Raw genomic sequence first — 15,716 nt, forward strand, 5'->3', positions numbered from 1 at the left:
ACGCAGCGCCACGGCGCGGGCCGGGCCGGCCCCGCGCATCGGCCGGTGCCCGGCGACCGGGGCACGGCCGGCAGACAACGACAGGGGCGCCGTACACCTCCGGAGGACGGTGGGCGCGCGACGAAGCCGCGGTGTAAGGGTGCCGAGGGCGGGAAGGCAGGAGATGGCACGCAGCAGCGTGGACCAGGAAGGGGCGGTGCCGCGGGCTCGGCACGCCGGCGAACCCGGTGCGGGGACCGAGGCGGAGGACGGGGGGAGCAGCCATCGGCGTGGCGGCGGCCGCAGACGTCGTACGGAGCCGGGACCTCCGAAGCCCAAGCGCCGCATACTGCGCTGGTCGGCGTTGACCCTGGCGGTCGTCATACTCGGCACCGCCGCCGCGGGTTACCTCTACTACGAGCACCTCAACGCCAACATCCAGAAGGACAAGCTGAACCTGGGCGACTCCGATGTGCCCGAGGCGACCCCGAACGCCGCCGGCCAGACACCGCTGAACGTCCTGCTGATCGGTTCGGACAGCCGGAACAGCGCGAAGGACCTCGCGCTCGGAGGGGCCAAGCAGGAGGCGGGGCGCGCGGGGCTCGCGGACGTGCAGATGCTGGTGCACGTGTCCGCCGACCGCACCAACATGTCCGTGGTCAGCCTGCCCCGCGACACGATGATCCCGATCCCCCGGTGCACCGACCCGCACAACGGCCACAGGTACCCGGCGCTCTCCCTCGCCATGGCGAACGAGTCACTGGCCCGCGGCGGCCCCGGCTGCACGGTCGCCACCTGGCAGAAGCTGACCAACATCCACATCGACCACTTCATGATGGTCGACTTCTCCGGCGTGGTCGACATGGCGGACGCCATCGGCGGCGTCCCGGTCTGCGTCAAGCAGAACGTCTGGTCGCACACCCACGACGGTCACGGCTCGGGCCTGAAGCTGACCAGGGGCACCACGTACGTCAAGGGCGAACAGGCCCTGCAGTGGCTGCGCACCCGCTACGGCTTCGAGGACGGCACCGACCTCGGCCGTACCCACGCCCAGCACATGTACATGAACGCGATGGTGCGCCAGCTGCGCGAGAAGGCGACGCTGGACAACCCCGGCGCGATGCGCGACCTGGCGGAGACCGCGACGAAGGCCCTCAAGGTCGACGAGAGCCTGGGGACGATCAAGAAGCTGTACGACCTGTCCGAGGAGTTCAAGCGGGTCCCCACCAAGCGGATCACGATGACCACGCTGCCGACCGTGCAGTGGTCGCAGGACCACGACCGGCTCGTGCCCGCGCCCGAGGACGCCGACCAGCTCATCTCCATGGTCCGCGACGACACCCCGCTGGACGGACGCGGCGCGAAGAAGAAGCCCGAGGAGAAGGCGAAGACCCCCGCGGACCCCGACGGCAGGATCGCGGTGCAGGTCCGCAACGGCACCGGAGCCGACGGCCAGGCCCCGGCGCAGCAGCGGGCGCTCGCGGTCGTCCAGGTCCTGCAGGGCAAGGGGTTCGCCCGGGCCGCGGCGGACGCCACGCCGGCCTCGCAGGCCAAGACCACCGTCCTGTATCCCAGCGCCGATCTGGAAGGCGACGCCCAAGCGGTGGCCCAGGCGCTCGGGATACCGCTGAAGCAGGTGCAGAAGTCGACCGACGTCTCGGGCGTCACACTGCTCGTGGGCGCCGACTGGCGCACCGGCACCGCGTACAAGGCGCCCTCCCAGCCGACGAAGGCACCCTCGTCGGCGGCCGTGCTCCCGGGCGACCAGAAGGGCGCCTGCATGGCGGTCCAGAAGGGCTTCACCTGGTGACCGGAGGCTGGTGAGCCGGGCGTGCACACGCTGCGGGGCCGCAGCTCCTCAGGGAGCCGCGGCCCCGCAGCGGGCGTCACATCTTGGCGCCCGCCATCGCGCGACAGCTCTCCGCACAGCGGCGACACGCCTCCGCGCAGCGCATCATCTGCTGGTCGTCGGGCATGGACATACACGCCTCGGCGCACATGTCGCACACCTTGGCGCAGAGCATGCACATCTCGGCGGACATGGGCGAGCGGCGCATCATCATGTCCGCGCACATGCGGGTCGTCTCGGAGCAGTCCATCAGCGCGCGCATGACCTGCATCTGCTGCTGGCCGCCCTTCTGCATGCAGGAGCTCATGCTCTCCTCGCACATGCTGTGGCAGTTCATGCACGCCTCGATGCAGTCCTGCATCTGCTGCGTGAGGGCAGGCATCATCTGGGACTGGGTCATGGCTCCTCCTCGGAGGCGGGGACCCGGGACGGGTCCCGTGTGCTTCCGTCCTACGTCCCCGGGGCCTGCCCCGCATGTGACCGACCGGTCGGCAGGTGCCCCCGGACAACGGAAAGGCGCCCCGGAGGGCGCCTTCCTGAAAGAGCCGTGCGGTCCTTGCCGTTACGGCAGGTTGCGGGCCATGACGATCCGCTGGACCTGATTCGTGCCTTCGTAGATCTGGGTGATCTTGGCGTCGCGCATCATGCGCTCCACCGGGTAGTCGCGGGTGTAGCCGTAGCCGCCGAGGAGCTGGACGGCGTCCGTGGTGACCTCCATGGCCACGTCCGAGGCGAAGCACTTGGCGGCGGCGCCCAGATAGGTGAGGTCGGCGTCGCCGCGCTCGGAGGCGGCGGCGGCCTGGTAGGTGAGGGCGCGGGCCGCCGAGATCTTCATCGACATGTCGGCGAGCATGAACTGGATGCCCTGGAAGTCGGCGATGGCCTTGCCGAACTGCTTGCGCTCCTGGACGTAGCCCTTGGCGTAGTCCAGGGCACCCTGGGCGACGCCGAGGGCCTGGGCGGCGATGGTGATGCGGGTGTGGTCCAGGGTCTTCATCGCGGTGGCGAAGCCGGTGCCCTCCTCGCCGATCATGCGGTCGGCGGGGATGCGGACGTTGTCGAAGTAGACCTCGCGGGTCGGGGAGCCCTTGATGCCGAGCTTCTTCTCCGGGGCGCCGAAGGACACGCCCGGGTCGGACTTCTCGACGACGAAGGCGGAGATTCCCTTGGAGCGCTTCTCCGGGTCCGTCACGGCCATCACCGTGTAGTACTCCGACACGCCCGCGTTGGTGATCCAGCGCTTGACGCCGTTGAGGACCCAGAAGTCGCCGTCGCGGACGGCCCTGGTCTTCATGCCGGCCGCGTCCGAGCCGGCCTCCGGCTCGGAGAGGCAGTACGAGAACATCGCGTCGCCCTTGGCGAGCGGGGTCAGGTACTTCTTCTTCAGGTCCTCGCCGCCGGAGAGGATCACCGGGAGGGAGCCCAGCTTGTTCACGGCGGGGATCAGGGAGGAGGACACGCAGGCGCGGGCCACCTCCTCGATGACGATGACCGTGGCGAGCGCGTCGGCGCCGGCGCCGCCGTACTCCTCGGGGACGTGTACCGCGTGCAGGTCGTTGGCGACGAGGGCGTCGAGGGCCTCCTGCGGGAAGCGGGCCTCCTCGTCCACCGCCGCGGCGAACGGCGCGATCTTCGCCTCGACCAGGGAACGAACGGCGTCCCGGAGCATGTCGTGCTCCTCGGACGGGCGGTACAGGTCGAAGTCAGCCGATCCGGCCACGGTCTCTCACGCTCCAAAGACGCAGTGATACTGACGCTAATTACCGTTAAGTAACTCAAATTTTAGAGGGCGGCCCGTGGGACGCCTACGTGAGCTTGGCGACAGCAGGGAAATTGCCCGGTGGACGGCCCGACTATGCTCGGCTCCGCATCACCGACGTACCCGACCTGGAGCACTTCCATGAGCCTGAAGATCACCGTGATCGGCACCGGCTACCTCGGCGCCACGCACGCCGCGGCCATGGCCGAGCTGGGCTTCGAGGTGCTGGGTCTCGATGTCGTACCCGAGAAGATCGCGATGCTGGAGCGCGGCGAGACCCCCATGTACGAGCCGGGGCTCCAGGAGCTGCTGAGGAAGCATGTGGCGGGCTTCGAGGGGTCCACCGGGCGGCTGCGGTTCACCATGGACTGGGCCGAGGCCGGCGCCTTCGGTGACGTGCACTTCCTGTGCGTGAACACTCCGCAGCGGCATGGGGAGTACGCGGCCGACATGTCGTACGTCGACGCCGCGGTCTCCTCGCTCGCCCCGCATCTGCACGGCCCGGCCCTGGTCGTCGGCAAGTCGACGGTGCCGGTGGGCTCGGCCGACCGGCTGGCCGGCTACCTCGCCGAGCACGCCCCGGCGGGCGGGGACGCCGAGCTGGCGTGGAACCCGGAGTTCCTGCGCGAGGGCTTCGCCGTGCAGGACACCCTGCACCCGGACCGGATCGTGGCGGGCGTGCGCAGCGAGCGCGCCGAGAAGCTGCTGCGTGAGGTGTACGCGACGCCGATCGGCGAGGGCACGCCGTTCGTGGTGACCGACTTCCCGACCGCGGAGCTGGTGAAGACGGCCGCGAACTCCTTCCTCGCCACGAAGATCTCCTTCATCAACGCGATGGCGGAGGTGTGCGAGGCCGCGGGCGGTGACGTGGCGAAGCTGGCGGAGGCCATCGGGCACGACGACCGGATCGGGGCGAAGTTCCTGCGCGCCGGGATCGGCTTCGGCGGCGGCTGTCTGCCGAAGGACATCCGGGCGTTCATGGCGCGGGCCGGCGAGCTGGGCGCGGACCAGGCGCTGACCTTCCTGCGCGAGATCGACTCCATCAACATGCGCCGGCGCGGGCAGATGGTCGAGATGACCCGGGAGGCGCTCGGCGGCGGTTCCTTCCTCGGCAAGCGGGTCGCGGTGCTCGGCGCCACGTTCAAGCCCGACTCGGACGACGTGCGTGACTCGCCCGCGCTGAACGTGGCCGGCCAGATCCACCTCCAGGGCGGCCAGGTCACCGTGTACGACCCGAAGGGCATGGGGAACGCCCGCCGGGTCTTTCCCACCCTCGGGTACGCCGACTCGGCGCTGGACGCGGTCCGGGGCGCCGATGTCGTCCTGCACCTGACCGAGTGGCGGGAGTTCCGTGAGCTGGACCCGGCGGCGCTCGGTGAGGTCGTGGCGGACCGGGTGATCCTGGACGGCCGCAACACGCTCGACCCGGAGCTGTGGCGCCGGGCGGGCTGGACCTACCGGGCGATGGGGCGCCCGACGGCATGAGGGCATGAGGACATGCGAAAGACGCCGGTTCGGCCGAGGCTCAGTCGGCCGAACCGGCGTCTTTCGCATTCTGCACCAAGGAGCTGTGCGTCACGCACCCTTCGCCCGGTAGCGCCGCATCTTCGCCCGGGCCCCGCACACCTGCATCGAGCACCACCGGCCCCGGCCGGCCGGACTGCGGTCGTAGTAGGCCCAGTGGCAGTCCGCGGCCTCGCAGGCCTTCAGCCGCATCCAGGTGCCTTCCGTCAGGCCCTCGGCGACGGCCGCGGCGACGCGGGAGAGCAGGGGGGCGTCCGGGGCGGCGGCGAGGGCCGCGGAGCCGTCGCGCTCGTCGACGGCGACGTACAGCGGGGCGCGGGACAGCAGCGTGCCGAGCGGGGTCACCTCGCGGTGCGGCCGGTGCCCGGCGTGGGCGAGCAGCACGGCCCGCAGTGACTCCCGCAGGTCCCGTGCCTCCTCCAGCCCGTCCGTGGTGATCCCGAAACGCCCCCGTCCCTCCTCGGTGTCCAGTGTGTCGGCGCCGGTTTCGAGGTCCAGCGTGTTGACCAGCGACTCGACCAGCGCCAGGCCTCCGGGAGCGGCCGATCTCTCACTCATGCTTGCGACGTTACCGCCGATGCGGGAGCATGCAGTAACCGTTACTGGTTACCCGGATATACGGGTAACGCCGTTGTGACACAAGGAGGTAGTCATGGCTCTCGCCAAGCTCGGTGTCGTGGTGCTGGACTGTCCCGATCCCCATGCGCTGGCCGGCTTCTACGCCGCGGTGCTGGGCGGCACGGCGGAGGCGGACTCCGACGACAGCGGCGAGTGGGTGGACCTGAAGGTGCCCGGCGGGCCGGCGCTGGCCTTCCAGGAGGCGCCGGGGTACGTGCCGCCGAAGTGGCCGGCGCCGGACGGCGCGCAGCAGTTCCACCTGGACCTGGTCGTGGAGGACCTGGACGCGGCCGAGAAGGGGGTGCTGGAGCTGGGGGCGCGTCCGCTGGACGCGGAGGACCGGGAACGCACCTTCCGTGTGTACGCCGATCCGGCGGGGCACCCGTTCTGTCTGTGCGCCTGCTGAGACCAGGGAGGATCCCATGGCGTCCGTCGCCCGACTCCGTTCCGTCGTGCTCGACTGTCCCGACCCGCATGCGCTGGCCGCCTTCTACGCGGCGGTGGCCGGGGGCACCCCGCAGGCCGAGGACGACGACTGGGTGGTGCTGAAGGTCCCGGACGGGCCGCGGCTGGCCTTCCAGCGGGCCGAGGGGCACACCCCGCCGGAGTGGCCGCGGGCGGACCGCAACGGCCAGCAGTTCCACCTCGACTTCGACGCGGGCCGGACCTGGGCGGAGGTGGACGCGGCCCATGAGCGGGTGCTCGCGCTGGGCGCCCGGCCGCTGGACCTGGAGGACCGGGAGACGAAGGACTTCCAGGTGTACGCCGATCCCGCCGGCCACCCCTTCTGCCTGTGCCGGATCGAATGAGGCGTCCGGGGTGGTCCGCTCAGCTCTCGCGGGCCGTGCGGATCACCTCGTCGAGGGTCTCCCGGGAGCGCCGCAGGTCGGCGATCATGCGGTCGATGCGGTCGCGTTCGGCGGTGAGGTCGGCGACCAGCTTGGGGGTGGCGATCGCGGAGGGCCCGCCGTCCCGGTCGCGCATGCAGGGCAGCAGCTGCCGGATCTTCTCGCTGTGCAGCCCGGCAGCGTACAGCTCCTGGATGCGGATGACCCGGTCGACGGCCGCGTCGGGGTAGTCGCGGTGGCCGCCGGGGGTGCGCTCGGCGAGGAGCAGCCCCTGGGTCTCGTAGTAGCGCAGCGATCGCTCGCTCACGCCGGTGCGCCGGGCCAGTTCGCCGATCCGCATCCGCCGCCTCCCCCGAAGAGGGCTTGAATCTGACATCAGTGTCAAGTTCTACCGTGCCGGCATGACGCAGACAACGGACTTCCTGGCCCCGGCCCGCCTCGGCCGGCTCGAACTCCCCAACCACCTGGTGATGGCCCCGCTCACCCGCAACCGCGCGGAGGCCGACGGCACCCCGACGGACCTGATGGTCACGCACTACGCCCAGCGCGCCTCCGCTGGCCTGATCGTCGCGGAGGGCTCGACGCCGAACGCGGTCGGACAGACGTACCCGGACATCACCGCGATCCACACCGACCGGCACACGGCCGGCTGGCGGCGGGTCACCGACGCGGTGCGGGCGGCCGGCGGGCGGATGTTCCTCCAGCTCCAGCACGGCGGCCGGGTCAGCCACCCGGCGACCACCGGACTGACCCCCGTGGCGCCCTCCCCCGTCGCCCTGCCGGAGACGATCTTCACCCCGCAGGGCCACCGGCAGGCCGCCGTGCCGCGTGAGATGACGGCGGACGACATCCGTGCCACGATCGCCGACTTCGCGGCCGCCGCCCGCCGGGCCGTCGAGGCGGGCTTCGAAGGAGTGGAGGTGCACTCGGCCAACGGAATGCTGCTGCACCAGTTCCTCGCCGGCAACACCAACCGCCGTACGGACGGCTACGGCGGCTCGGCCCGGCGGCGGGTGCGGTTCGCGGCGGAGGTGACCGAGGCGGTGGCCGACGCGATCGGCGCGGACCGGGTGGGCATCCGCATCTCCCCCGCGAGCAGCGTCAACGGCGTCCGCGAGGACGACACCGACGGCCTGTACGCCGCGCTCCTGGACCGGCTGAAGGGGTTGGACCTCGCCTATCTGCACCTGGTGCGCTCGGACCCGGCCACCGGCTGGTACCGGCGGATCCGCGCCGGCTGGCCCGGCGTCCTGATCGGCAACCCGGACCTGACCGGCCTCTCCACGGAGGAGGTCACCCGGGCCGCACGGGAGATGCTGGCGGCCGGTGCCGACCTGGTGGCGCTCGGCCGGCCGTTCCTCGCCAACCCGGACCTGGTCGAGCGGCTGCGCCTCGGCGCACCTCTCAACCCGGTCCGGGACCGGTACTTCATGTACGTGGGCGGGGCGGAGGGTTACAACGACTACCCCGCCCTCGCGGCTCAGCCGTCCAGCGACTCGATGGTGGCGTTGGAGGGCGCCCGGGTCGCCTGAAGGTCACGGGCCACGTCCTCCGCCGCGCCCAGCACCCGCACCGCGTTCAGCCAGGTCAGCTTGGCCAGGTCGGCCTTGGACCAGCCGCGGTCCAGCAGTTCGGCGAGCAGGTTCGGGTAGCCGGAGACGTCGCTCAGGCCGTCCGGGGTGAACGCGGTGCCGTCGTAGTCGCCGCCGATGCCCAGGTGGTCGATGCCGGCCACCTCGCGCATGTGGTCCAGGTGGTCCGCGATCGTGGACACCGTGGCGACCGGGCGCGGGTTGCGCTCCTCGAAGGCGCGGTGCAGTTTCATCGCCTCGGCGCCGGTGTCGAGGTGGTGGAGGCCGTGGGCGCGCAGGTTGTCGTCGGCCGCGGCCGTCCATTCGACGGCCGCCTGCAGCACGAACTTCGGCACGAACGTCACCATCGCGACCCCGCCGTTGGCGGGCAGCCGCTCCAGCACGTCGTCGGGGATGTTGCGCGGGTGGTCGCACACCGCGCGGGCGGAGGAGTGCGAGAAGATCACCGGCGCGCAGGTCGCGTCCAGCGCGTCCCGCATCGTCGTCGCCGCCACGTGCGAGAGGTCGACCAGCATGCCGAGCCGGTTCATCTCGCGGACGACCTCGCGGCCGAAGCCGGTCAGGCCGCCGGCCTTCGGCTCGTCGGTCGCGGAGTCCGCCCAGTCCACATTGGAGTTGTGGGTGAGCGTCATGTAGCGCACGCCCAGCGCGTACAGGCCGCGCAGGGTGCCGAGCGAGTTGGCGATGGAGTGGCCTCCCTCGGCGCCCATCAGCGAGGCGATACGGCCGTCCGCCCGCGCCCCCGCCATGTCCGCGGCCGTCAGGGCCGGGGCCAGGTCCGCCGGGTAGCGGGCGAGCAGCTGCCGTACGCAGTCGATCTGCTCCAGCGTCGCCGCCACCGGCTCCGGCTGTTCGCAGGGCACGTACACCGACCAGTACTGGGCGCCGACGCCGCCCTCGCGCAGCCGCGGGATGTCCGTGTGCAGCTGCGCGTTCTGGTGGCGTGCGATGTCGAGCGTGTCGAGGTCGTAGCCGGCCTTCTTGCGCAGCGCCCACGGCAGGTCGTTGTGGCCGTCGACGACCGGGAACTCGCGCAGCAGCGCGCGGGCCTCGTCGAGGGAGGTCATCCGGTTCACTTCCCGAAGCCGAAGTGGCCCTGGCCCTCGACCTTGGTGCGCAGCCGCTTGCCCTTCTCGGTGGCCTGGTCGTTGAGGTCCTGCTGGAAGTCGCGCATCTTGTGCAGCAGGTCCTCGTCGTGCGCGGCGAGCATGCGGGCCGCGAGGAGACCGGCGTTGCGGGCGCCGGCGACGGAGACGGTGGCGACCGGGACACCGGCCGGCATCTGCACGATGGACAGCAGCGAGTCCATGCCGTCCAGGTACTTCAGCGGCACCGGGACGCCGATGACCGGCAGCGGGGTGACGGAGGCGAGCATGCCCGGCAGATGGGCGGCGCCCCCGGCACCGGCGATGATCACCTTCAGTCCGCGGTCGGCGGCCTGCTCGCCGTACGTGATCATCTCGCGGGGCATGCGGTGCGCGGAGACGACGTCGACCTCGTAGGCGATCTCGAACTCGTCCAGGGCCTTGGCCGCGGCCTCCATGACGGGCCAGTCGGAGTCCGACCCCATGACGATGCCAACAACAGGGCTCATTCGGTGATCGTGCCTCTCAGGTAGCCGGCTGCGTGACGGGCGCGCTCCAGCACGTCGTCCAGGTCGTCGCCGTAGGTGTTGACGTGACCGACCTTGCGGCCGGGTTTCACGTCCTTGCCGTACATGTGGATCTTGAGCTTGGGGTCGCGGGCCATGCAGTGCAAGTACGCGGAGTACATGTCCGGGTAGTCGCCGCCCAGGACGTTGACCATGACCGTCCACTTGGCGCGCGGGCGCGGGTCGCCGAGCGGGAGGTCGAGGACCGCGCGGACGTGGTTGGCGAACTGCGAGGTGATCGCGCCGTCCTGGGTCCAGTGGCCGGAGTTGTGCGGACGCATCGCCAGCTCGTTGACGAGGACGCGGCCGTCGCGGGTCTGGAACAGCTCCACGGCCAGGTGCCCGACGACGTCCAGCTCCTTGGCGATGGTCAGCGCCATCCGCTCGGCCTGCAGCGCGAGCGACTCGTCCAGGTCGGGGGCGGGGGCGATGACCGTGTCGCAGACTCCCTTGACCTGCTGCGACTCCACCACCGGGTAGGCGACGGCCTGGCCGTGCGGGGAGCGCACGACGTTGGCGGCGAGCTCGCGGACGTAGTCGACCTTCTCCTCGGCGAGGACCGGGACACCGGCCCGGAACGGGTCGGAGGCCTCCTCGGCGGTCTCCACGACCCACACGCCCTTGCCGTCGTAGCCGCCGCGGACGGTCTTCAGGACGACCGGGAAGCCGTCCCCTTCCGCCGCGAAGCGCACCACGTCCTCCGGATCGGCCACGATCCGGTGCCGCGGGCACGGGATGCCGATCGCGTCGAGCTTCGCGCGCATCACGCCCTTGTCCTGGGCGTGCACCAGCGCGTCGGGCCCCGGACGCACGGGGATGCCGTCCGCCTCCAGGGCCCTGAGGTGCTCGGTGGGTACATGTTCGTGATCGAAGGTGATCACATCGCACCCGCGCGCGAACTCACGCAGCGTGTCCAGATCGCGATAGTCGCCGATGACGACATCGCTCACGACCTGCGCCGCCGAGTCCTGGGGAGTGTCACTGAGAAGCTTGAACCTGATGCCCAACGGGATGCCCGCCTCGTGCGTCATACGCGCGAGCTGCCCCCCGCCGACCATGCCGACTACCGGGAACGTCACACCTCTAGCGTATCGGCCACGCCGGGGCAGCCGGATCGCGTCCCTCTCACGATCTCTTACCGGTAGCTTTCCGCCCTCTTTCCGACCTGTTTCCGACCTGTGGCCCGGTGCGGAGGCATCGGTGAGCCCGCCTGGATAGCATGGCTGGGCTGACGAAACCTACCGACGGGAGCTGCACAGCCATGGAACCTCGTTCCTCGGGGCTGCAACGGCTCGTACGCGAGGTGGCCAAGTTCGGCACCGTCGGCGTTGCGGGCATCTTCGTCAACCTCGGCGTCTTCAACCTCGTCCGGCACGTCTCCGACCTGCCGGTGGTGCGCGCCAGCATCATCGCGACGGTGGTCGCGATCGCGTTCAACTACGTCGGTTTCCGTTACTGGACGTACCGGGACCGCGACAAGGGCGGCCGCACCAAGGAACTCACGCTGTTCCTGTTCTTCAGCGCGATCGGCCTGGTGATCGAGAACGGCGTGCTGTACGCGGCGACCTACGGGTTCGGCTGGGACAGCCCGCTGCAGAGCAACGTCTTCAAGTTCGTCGGCATCGGCATCGCGACCCTGTTCCGCTTCTGGTCGTACCGCACCTGGGTGTTCCGTGTGCAGCCGACCCGGGAGGCGGAGTCGATCCTGGTGGCCGAGTCGAAGAAGCCCTACCCCGAGCCGGAGCCCAAGTCGCAGCGGGTTCCGTAACCCGGTTCAGCGAACCGTCGGCCGGTCCTCCTCCGGCTTGCGGGCCGGCGGCGTACGGGACAGGAACAGCCCGAACACCGGCGGCTGGGCCTGCAGCAGCTCCAGGCGGCCGCCGTCGGCCTCCGCGAGGTCGCGGGCGACGGCCAGGCCGATCCCGGTGGAGTTCCGTCCGCTGATCGTCCGCTCGAAGATGCGCGCGCCGAGGTCGGCCGGGACGCCGGGGCCCTCGTCGGTGACCTCGACCACGGCCTGGTTGCCGGTGACCCGGGTGCGCAGCGCGACCGTGCCGCCGCCGTGCATGAGGGAGTTCTCGATCAGCGCCGCCAGCACCTGGGCGACCGCTCCCGGGGTGCCGACGGCCTGCAGATGCCGCTTGCCGGAGCTGACGATGGCCCGGCCGGCGCTGCGGTAGGCGGGCCGCCACTCGGCGAGCTGCTGCTGGATGACCTCGTCCAGGTCGAAGGTGACGGCGGAGCCGGTGCGCGGGTCGCGGGAGTTGGTCAGCAGCCGCTCGACCACGTCGGTGAGCCGCTCCACCTGGGTGAGCGCGACGTTCGCCTCTTCCTTCACGGTGTCCGGGTCGTCGGTGAGGGTGATCTCCTCCAGCCGCATGGACAGCGCGGTCAACGGGGTGCGCAGCTGGTGGGAGGCGTCGGCCGCGAGGCGCCGCTCGGCGGTCAGCATGCGCCCGATCCGCTCGGCGGAGGAGTCCAGCACATCGGCGACCCGGTCCAGCTCGGGGACGCCGTACCGCTTGTGCCGCGGGCGCGGGTCGCCGGAGCCGAGCCGTTCGGCGGTCTCGGCGAGGTCGGTCAGCGGGGAGGCGAGCCGGTTGGCCTGCCGTACGGCGAGCAGAACGGCGGCGACGACCGCGAGCAGCGCCACCAGCGCGATGATCAGCAGGGTCCGGCCGACCTCGCGGGTCACCGCGGATCGGGGCTCCTGCACGGTGACCTGCTCGCCCGACTCGCCCGCCTGCGAGGCGCTGATGACGTCGCCCCGCGGCTGGGTGCCGATCTCTATCGGGGCCCTGCCGGGCATGCGGATCACCGCGTACTGGTCCTTGCTGACGGGGTTGCGCAGCACGTCCGCGTTGACGTTCTCGGCGGCGAGGATCCGGCTGTCCACGATGCTGGCCAGCCGCACCGCCTCGGACTCCACCCGCTCCTGGGCACTGTTGCTGATCGTCCGGGTCTCGACGATCACCAGGGAGATGCCGAAGACGGCGATCACCACGAGGACGACGGCGAGGGTGGACTGGATGAGACGTCGGCGCATGTTCGGTTACCTGAGGTGATCGCTGGGCCTCCGGCGGGGGCTCAGCTCTTCTCGAAGCGGAAGCCCACGCCTCGTACGGTGGCGATGTAGCGCGGATTCGCCGCGTCGTCGCCGAGCTTCTTGCGCAGCCAGGAGATGTGCATGTCGAGCGTCTTGGTGGAGGACCACCACGTGGTGTCCCAGACCTCGCGCATCAGCTGGTCGCGCGTGACGACCCGGCCGGCGTCCCGCACCAGCACCCGCAGCAGGTCGAACTCCTTGGCGGTGAGCTGCAGTTCCTCCTCGCCCATCCACGCCCGGTGCGACTCGACGTCGATCCGCACCCCGTGCGTGGCCGGCGGCTGCTGCGGCTCGGCGGCGCCGCGCCGGAGCAGTGCCCGCACCCGGGCGAGCAGTTCGGCGAGCCGGAAGGGCTTGGTGACGTAGTCGTCGGCGCCCGCGTCCAGGCCGACGACGGTGTCCACCTCGTCGGCCCGCGCGGTCAGGATGAGGATCGGCACGGTGTGGCCGTCGGCCCGCAGCCGGCGGGCGACCTCCAGGCCGTCCATGCCCGGCAGGCCCAGGTCCAGTACGACCAGATCGACGCCGCCCTGCATTCCGGCGTCGAGCGCGGTGGGTCCGTCCTCGCGCACCTCGACCTCGTAACCTTCCCGGCGCAGGGCGCGGGCCAGCGGCTCCGAGATGGACGCGTCGTCCTCGGCGAGCAGTACACGGGTCATGGAGTGATGGTAGACCGCCCGCCCACGGTGCTGGGGTGTGATCGCTTCCGCGGTCTCTTACCTTCGTACGCTGCTGGTACGAACCATTGGTCCGGGGATGCGATCGTAGGAGAGACCTTCGAATCCGTTTCTGCGGTTCCCCCGACACCTGTGATCCGCGTCTCAAGTCCTTCCATATCCGGCACTGTCCTGCCGTATGGTGACCTGAACGCCTGTAGTACACCCGGGGACCTTTGGCGAGCACATGACGCTGAGGGTCTCTTTTGTGTGCGGGCTGATCAAGATCAGCCTTGAAAGGAATGACCTCTGGCCGGGCTCCGGACGCATCGTCGCGTCGGGGCGTGGATCCCGGTGGTCGCCGTCCACCGCTTCCGCGACCCGGAAACGGACTCCCCCTGGGCGTTGGGGGTGGGCGGCCGACCCTGCCGGTGCCGGCCGCACCCCCACCGGGCGCGCAACGCTCCAGAAAAGCGCGTCCCGACCAGCAAGGAACGACCATGGCGTCCAGCCTGACGAAGGACTCGGTCCGCCCGGGCACCCCCGGTTCCGAGAAGACCTTCTTCGGCCACCCCCGCGGCCTGGCCACTCTCTTCATGACCGAGATGTGGGAGCGTTTCTCCTACTACGGCATGAGGGCCCTGCTCCCGCTGTATCTGGTGGCCCCGGGCGGCCTGCACCTGAGCGCGGGCACGGCGACCGCGATCTACTCGGTGTACGTGTCGCTCGTGTACCTGCTCGCCCTCCCCGGCGGCTGGTTCGCCGACCGCGTGCTCGGCCCCCGCAAGACGGTCGCCGTCGCGGGTCTGATCATCATGCTCGGCCACCTGTGCCTCGCGCTGCCCGTGGCCGCCAGCTTCTTCGTGGGCCTGGGTCTCGTCGCCATCGGTTCGGGTCTGCTGAAGGCCAACATCTCCACGATGGTCGGCCACCTCTACAACGGCCCGGAGGACCCGCGCCGGGACGGTGGCTTCACCCTCTTCTACATCGGCATCAACGCCGGTGCCTTCGTCGCGCCGCTGGTCATCGGCACCGTCGGTGAGAACGTCAACTGGCACCTGGGCTTCGCCCTTGCCGCGCTGGGCATGGCGCTGGGTCTGGCCCAGTACCTGCTGGGCGGCCGCCACCTGAGCGCGAAGAGCAGCGAGGTCCCCACCCCGCTGACGGCCGACGAGAAGTCCGTCACCCTGCGCAAGGGCCTGACCTGGCTGGCCGTCGCCGCGGTCTTCTACGGCGTCGTCGGCGGCACCGGTCACTTCACCCTGAACTGGGCGCTGATCCCGCTCACCGTCATCGGTCTGATCGTGCCGATCCTGGTCATCGCCCGGATGCTGCGCGACAAGGACCTGAGCACGACCGAGAAGTCGAAGGTCCGGGCGTACATCTGGTTCTTCGTCGCCGCCGCGGTCTTCTGGATGATCTACGACCAGGGTGGTTCGACCCTGTCGCTGTTCGCCGAGAAGAGCGCCAAGAACTCGATCCTCGGCTGGGAGTTCCCGGTCTCCTGGTACCAGTCGGTCAACCCGGTCATGATCATGGCCCTGGCGCCGGTCTTCGCCTGGCTGTGGCTGTGGCTGAACCGGCGCGCCAAGGAGCCGAGCACGATCGTGAAGTTCGCCTCCGGTCTGGTGCTGATCGGTGTGTCCTTCTTCGTCTTCCTCGCCCCGCTGTCGATCGCCGAGGGCGGTCACAAGGCCGCGGCGATGTGGCTGGTCGCGATCTACTTCGTGCAGACCATCGGTGAGCTGACGCTGTCGCCGGTCGGTCTGTCCGTGACGACGAAGATGGCGCCGGCGAAGTACGCCTCCCAGATGATGGGCGTCTGGTTCCTCGCCGTCACCGCGGGCGACTCGCTCACCGCGCTGATGTCGAACCCGGCCATCGGCGGGGTCAACCTCGACAAGATGGGCTACGTCGGCCTGGAGGCGGCGCTCGCCGTGATCGCCGGTGTGGCGGTGTGGATGTACCGCAAGAACGTCAACAAGCTGATGGGTGACGTGCACTAGTCGCTGCCGCCGGGCCCGGCCCGGCCGACGGAGGGCCATCGCATCCCCGGGATGTGGTGGCCCTCCGTGCATGTCCGGGGCCGCCGTGCGTCCGGCACCGCCGGAACCCGCCGTCGTGGTGACTCACC

Annotated in this window: 16 protein-coding genes; 7 read left to right on the plus strand and 9 right to left on the minus strand. The window is 70.5% G+C overall.

The window, feature by feature from the left end; all coding sequences use genetic code 11:
- Window positions 1–163 precede the first annotated feature (163 nt).
- Window positions 164–1,789 carry an LCP family protein gene (locus ACIGXP_RS31085; protein WP_363216483.1) on the plus strand — a complete coding sequence of 542 codons (1,626 nt, stop codon included), beginning with the start codon at window positions 164–166 and terminating at the stop codon, window positions 1,787–1,789.
- Window positions 1,790–1,865: 76 nt separating this feature from the next.
- Here ACIGXP_RS31085 and ACIGXP_RS31090 read toward each other — a convergent pair whose 3' ends face one another.
- Both ACIGXP_RS31090 and ACIGXP_RS31095 read right to left on the minus strand, forming a co-directional pair.
- On the minus strand, window positions 1,866–2,228 hold the full coding sequence (locus tag ACIGXP_RS31090; protein WP_363216482.1) for a four-helix bundle copper-binding protein: 363 nt from the start codon (window positions 2,226–2,228) through the stop codon (window positions 1,866–1,868).
- Window positions 2,229–2,390: 162 nt separating this feature from the next.
- Complete coding sequence (locus ACIGXP_RS31095; protein WP_399773968.1) at window positions 2,391–3,548, minus strand: acyl-CoA dehydrogenase family protein; 1,158 nt, start codon at window positions 3,546–3,548, stop codon at window positions 2,391–2,393.
- A 180-nt stretch (window positions 3,549–3,728) separates the two neighbouring features.
- Here ACIGXP_RS31095 and ACIGXP_RS31100 point away from each other — a divergent pair, with 180 nt between their 5' ends.
- A complete protein-coding gene (locus ACIGXP_RS31100) occupies window positions 3,729–5,072 on the plus strand; it encodes a UDP-glucose dehydrogenase family protein (RefSeq protein WP_399773971.1) in 1,344 nt (447 codons plus the stop codon).
- Window positions 5,073–5,162: 90 nt separating this feature from the next.
- Here ACIGXP_RS31100 and ACIGXP_RS31105 read toward each other — a convergent pair whose 3' ends face one another.
- Window positions 5,163–5,669 (minus strand): CGNR zinc finger domain-containing protein, encoded by a 507-nt coding sequence (locus ACIGXP_RS31105; protein ID WP_399773974.1) that lies wholly within the window; start codon window positions 5,667–5,669, stop codon window positions 5,163–5,165.
- Window positions 5,670–5,763: 94 nt separating this feature from the next.
- On the opposite strand from ACIGXP_RS31105, the gene ACIGXP_RS31110 reads away from it, so the two are divergent.
- Window positions 5,764–6,135, plus strand: coding sequence for a VOC family protein (locus tag ACIGXP_RS31110; RefSeq protein ID WP_399773977.1), 372 nt, complete (start codon window positions 5,764–5,766; stop codon window positions 6,133–6,135).
- A gap of 16 nt (window positions 6,136–6,151) precedes the next feature.
- Window positions 6,152–6,538 (plus strand): VOC family protein, encoded by a 387-nt coding sequence (locus ACIGXP_RS31115; RefSeq protein WP_363216476.1) that lies wholly within the window; start codon window positions 6,152–6,154, stop codon window positions 6,536–6,538.
- Between the two features lie 19 nt (window positions 6,539–6,557).
- Here ACIGXP_RS31115 and ACIGXP_RS31120 read toward each other — a convergent pair whose 3' ends face one another.
- Window positions 6,558–6,917, minus strand: a complete 360-nt coding sequence (locus ACIGXP_RS31120; protein ID WP_363216475.1) for a MerR family transcriptional regulator — start codon at window positions 6,915–6,917, stop codon at window positions 6,558–6,560.
- 61 nt (window positions 6,918–6,978) lie between these two features.
- Here ACIGXP_RS31120 and ACIGXP_RS31125 point away from each other — a divergent pair, with 61 nt between their 5' ends.
- Window positions 6,979–8,109 carry an alkene reductase gene (locus tag ACIGXP_RS31125; RefSeq protein WP_399773982.1) on the plus strand — a complete coding sequence of 377 codons (1,131 nt, stop codon included), beginning with the start codon at window positions 6,979–6,981 and terminating at the stop codon, window positions 8,107–8,109.
- Here the strand turns inward: ACIGXP_RS31125 and ACIGXP_RS31130 are convergent.
- From ACIGXP_RS31130 to ACIGXP_RS31140, 3 genes are read right to left on the minus strand one after another with little or no spacing between them, the layout of a single operon-like run.
- Window positions 8,058–9,236: a dipeptidase gene (locus ACIGXP_RS31130; protein WP_399773985.1), complete on the minus strand. Its 1,179-nt coding sequence runs from the start codon at window positions 9,234–9,236 to the stop codon at window positions 8,058–8,060. The genes ACIGXP_RS31125 and ACIGXP_RS31130 overlap by 52 nt on opposite strands.
- A gap of 5 nt (window positions 9,237–9,241) precedes the next feature.
- Complete coding sequence (gene purE, locus ACIGXP_RS31135) at window positions 9,242–9,763, minus strand: 5-(carboxyamino)imidazole ribonucleotide mutase (RefSeq protein ID WP_363216472.1); 522 nt, start codon at window positions 9,761–9,763, stop codon at window positions 9,242–9,244.
- Window positions 9,760–10,899, minus strand: a complete 1,140-nt coding sequence (locus ACIGXP_RS31140; RefSeq protein WP_363216471.1) for a 5-(carboxyamino)imidazole ribonucleotide synthase — start codon at window positions 10,897–10,899, stop codon at window positions 9,760–9,762. The genes purE and ACIGXP_RS31140 overlap by 4 nt, the downstream gene beginning before the upstream one ends.
- A 182-nt stretch (window positions 10,900–11,081) precedes the next feature.
- On the opposite strand from ACIGXP_RS31140, the gene ACIGXP_RS31145 reads away from it, so the two are divergent.
- Window positions 11,082–11,588 carry a GtrA family protein gene (locus ACIGXP_RS31145; protein ID WP_363216470.1) on the plus strand — a complete coding sequence of 169 codons (507 nt, stop codon included), beginning with the start codon at window positions 11,082–11,084 and terminating at the stop codon, window positions 11,586–11,588.
- 6 nt (window positions 11,589–11,594) lie between these two features.
- Here ACIGXP_RS31145 and ACIGXP_RS31150 read toward each other — a convergent pair whose 3' ends face one another.
- A complete protein-coding gene (locus ACIGXP_RS31150) occupies window positions 11,595–12,866 on the minus strand; it encodes an ATP-binding protein (RefSeq protein ID WP_363216469.1) in 1,272 nt (423 codons plus the stop codon).
- A gap of 41 nt (window positions 12,867–12,907) precedes the next feature.
- On the minus strand, window positions 12,908–13,585 hold the full coding sequence (locus tag ACIGXP_RS31155) for a response regulator transcription factor (protein WP_053661516.1): 678 nt from the start codon (window positions 13,583–13,585) through the stop codon (window positions 12,908–12,910).
- Window positions 13,586–14,082: 497 nt separating this feature from the next.
- On the opposite strand from ACIGXP_RS31155, the gene ACIGXP_RS31160 reads away from it, so the two are divergent.
- Complete coding sequence (locus ACIGXP_RS31160; protein WP_399773991.1) at window positions 14,083–15,588, plus strand: peptide MFS transporter; 1,506 nt, start codon at window positions 14,083–14,085, stop codon at window positions 15,586–15,588.
- Window positions 15,589–15,716: the final 128 nt, after the last annotated feature.

This window comes from Streptomyces sp. NPDC053069 (assembly GCF_044546895.1).
Classification (GTDB): Bacteria; Actinomycetota; Actinomycetes; order Streptomycetales; family Streptomycetaceae; genus Streptomyces.

What these genes read in the sequence shown, in the direction of transcription:
- ACIGXP_RS31085 (WP_363216483.1), top strand. Translation starts at nt 164, where the DNA reads ATGGCACGCAGCAGCGTGGACCAGGAAGGGGCGGTGCCGCGGGCTCGG.
- ACIGXP_RS31090 (WP_363216482.1), bottom strand. Translation starts at nt 2,228, where the DNA reads ATGACCCAGTCCCAGATGATGCCTGCCCTCACGCAGCAGATGCAGGAC.
- ACIGXP_RS31100 (WP_399773971.1), top strand. Translation starts at nt 3,729, where the DNA reads ATGAGCCTGAAGATCACCGTGATCGGCACCGGCTACCTCGGCGCCACG.
- ACIGXP_RS31105 (WP_399773974.1), bottom strand. Translation starts at nt 5,669, where the DNA reads ATGAGTGAGAGATCGGCCGCTCCCGGAGGCCTGGCGCTGGTCGAGTCG.
- ACIGXP_RS31110 (WP_399773977.1), top strand. Translation starts at nt 5,764, where the DNA reads ATGGCTCTCGCCAAGCTCGGTGTCGTGGTGCTGGACTGTCCCGATCCC.
- ACIGXP_RS31115 (WP_363216476.1), top strand. Translation starts at nt 6,152, where the DNA reads ATGGCGTCCGTCGCCCGACTCCGTTCCGTCGTGCTCGACTGTCCCGAC.
- ACIGXP_RS31120 (WP_363216475.1), bottom strand. Translation starts at nt 6,917, where the DNA reads ATGCGGATCGGCGAACTGGCCCGGCGCACCGGCGTGAGCGAGCGATCG.
- ACIGXP_RS31125 (WP_399773982.1), top strand. Translation starts at nt 6,979, where the DNA reads ATGACGCAGACAACGGACTTCCTGGCCCCGGCCCGCCTCGGCCGGCTC.
- ACIGXP_RS31130 (WP_399773985.1), bottom strand. Translation starts at nt 9,236, where the DNA reads ATGACCTCCCTCGACGAGGCCCGCGCGCTGCTGCGCGAGTTCCCGGTC.
- purE (WP_363216472.1), bottom strand. Translation starts at nt 9,763, where the DNA reads ATGAGCCCTGTTGTTGGCATCGTCATGGGGTCGGACTCCGACTGGCCC.
- ACIGXP_RS31145 (WP_363216470.1), top strand. Translation starts at nt 11,082, where the DNA reads ATGGAACCTCGTTCCTCGGGGCTGCAACGGCTCGTACGCGAGGTGGCC.
- ACIGXP_RS31150 (WP_363216469.1), bottom strand. Translation starts at nt 12,866, where the DNA reads ATGCGCCGACGTCTCATCCAGTCCACCCTCGCCGTCGTCCTCGTGGTG.
- ACIGXP_RS31155 (WP_053661516.1), bottom strand. Translation starts at nt 13,585, where the DNA reads ATGACCCGTGTACTGCTCGCCGAGGACGACGCGTCCATCTCGGAGCCG.
- ACIGXP_RS31160 (WP_399773991.1), top strand. Translation starts at nt 14,083, where the DNA reads ATGGCGTCCAGCCTGACGAAGGACTCGGTCCGCCCGGGCACCCCCGGT.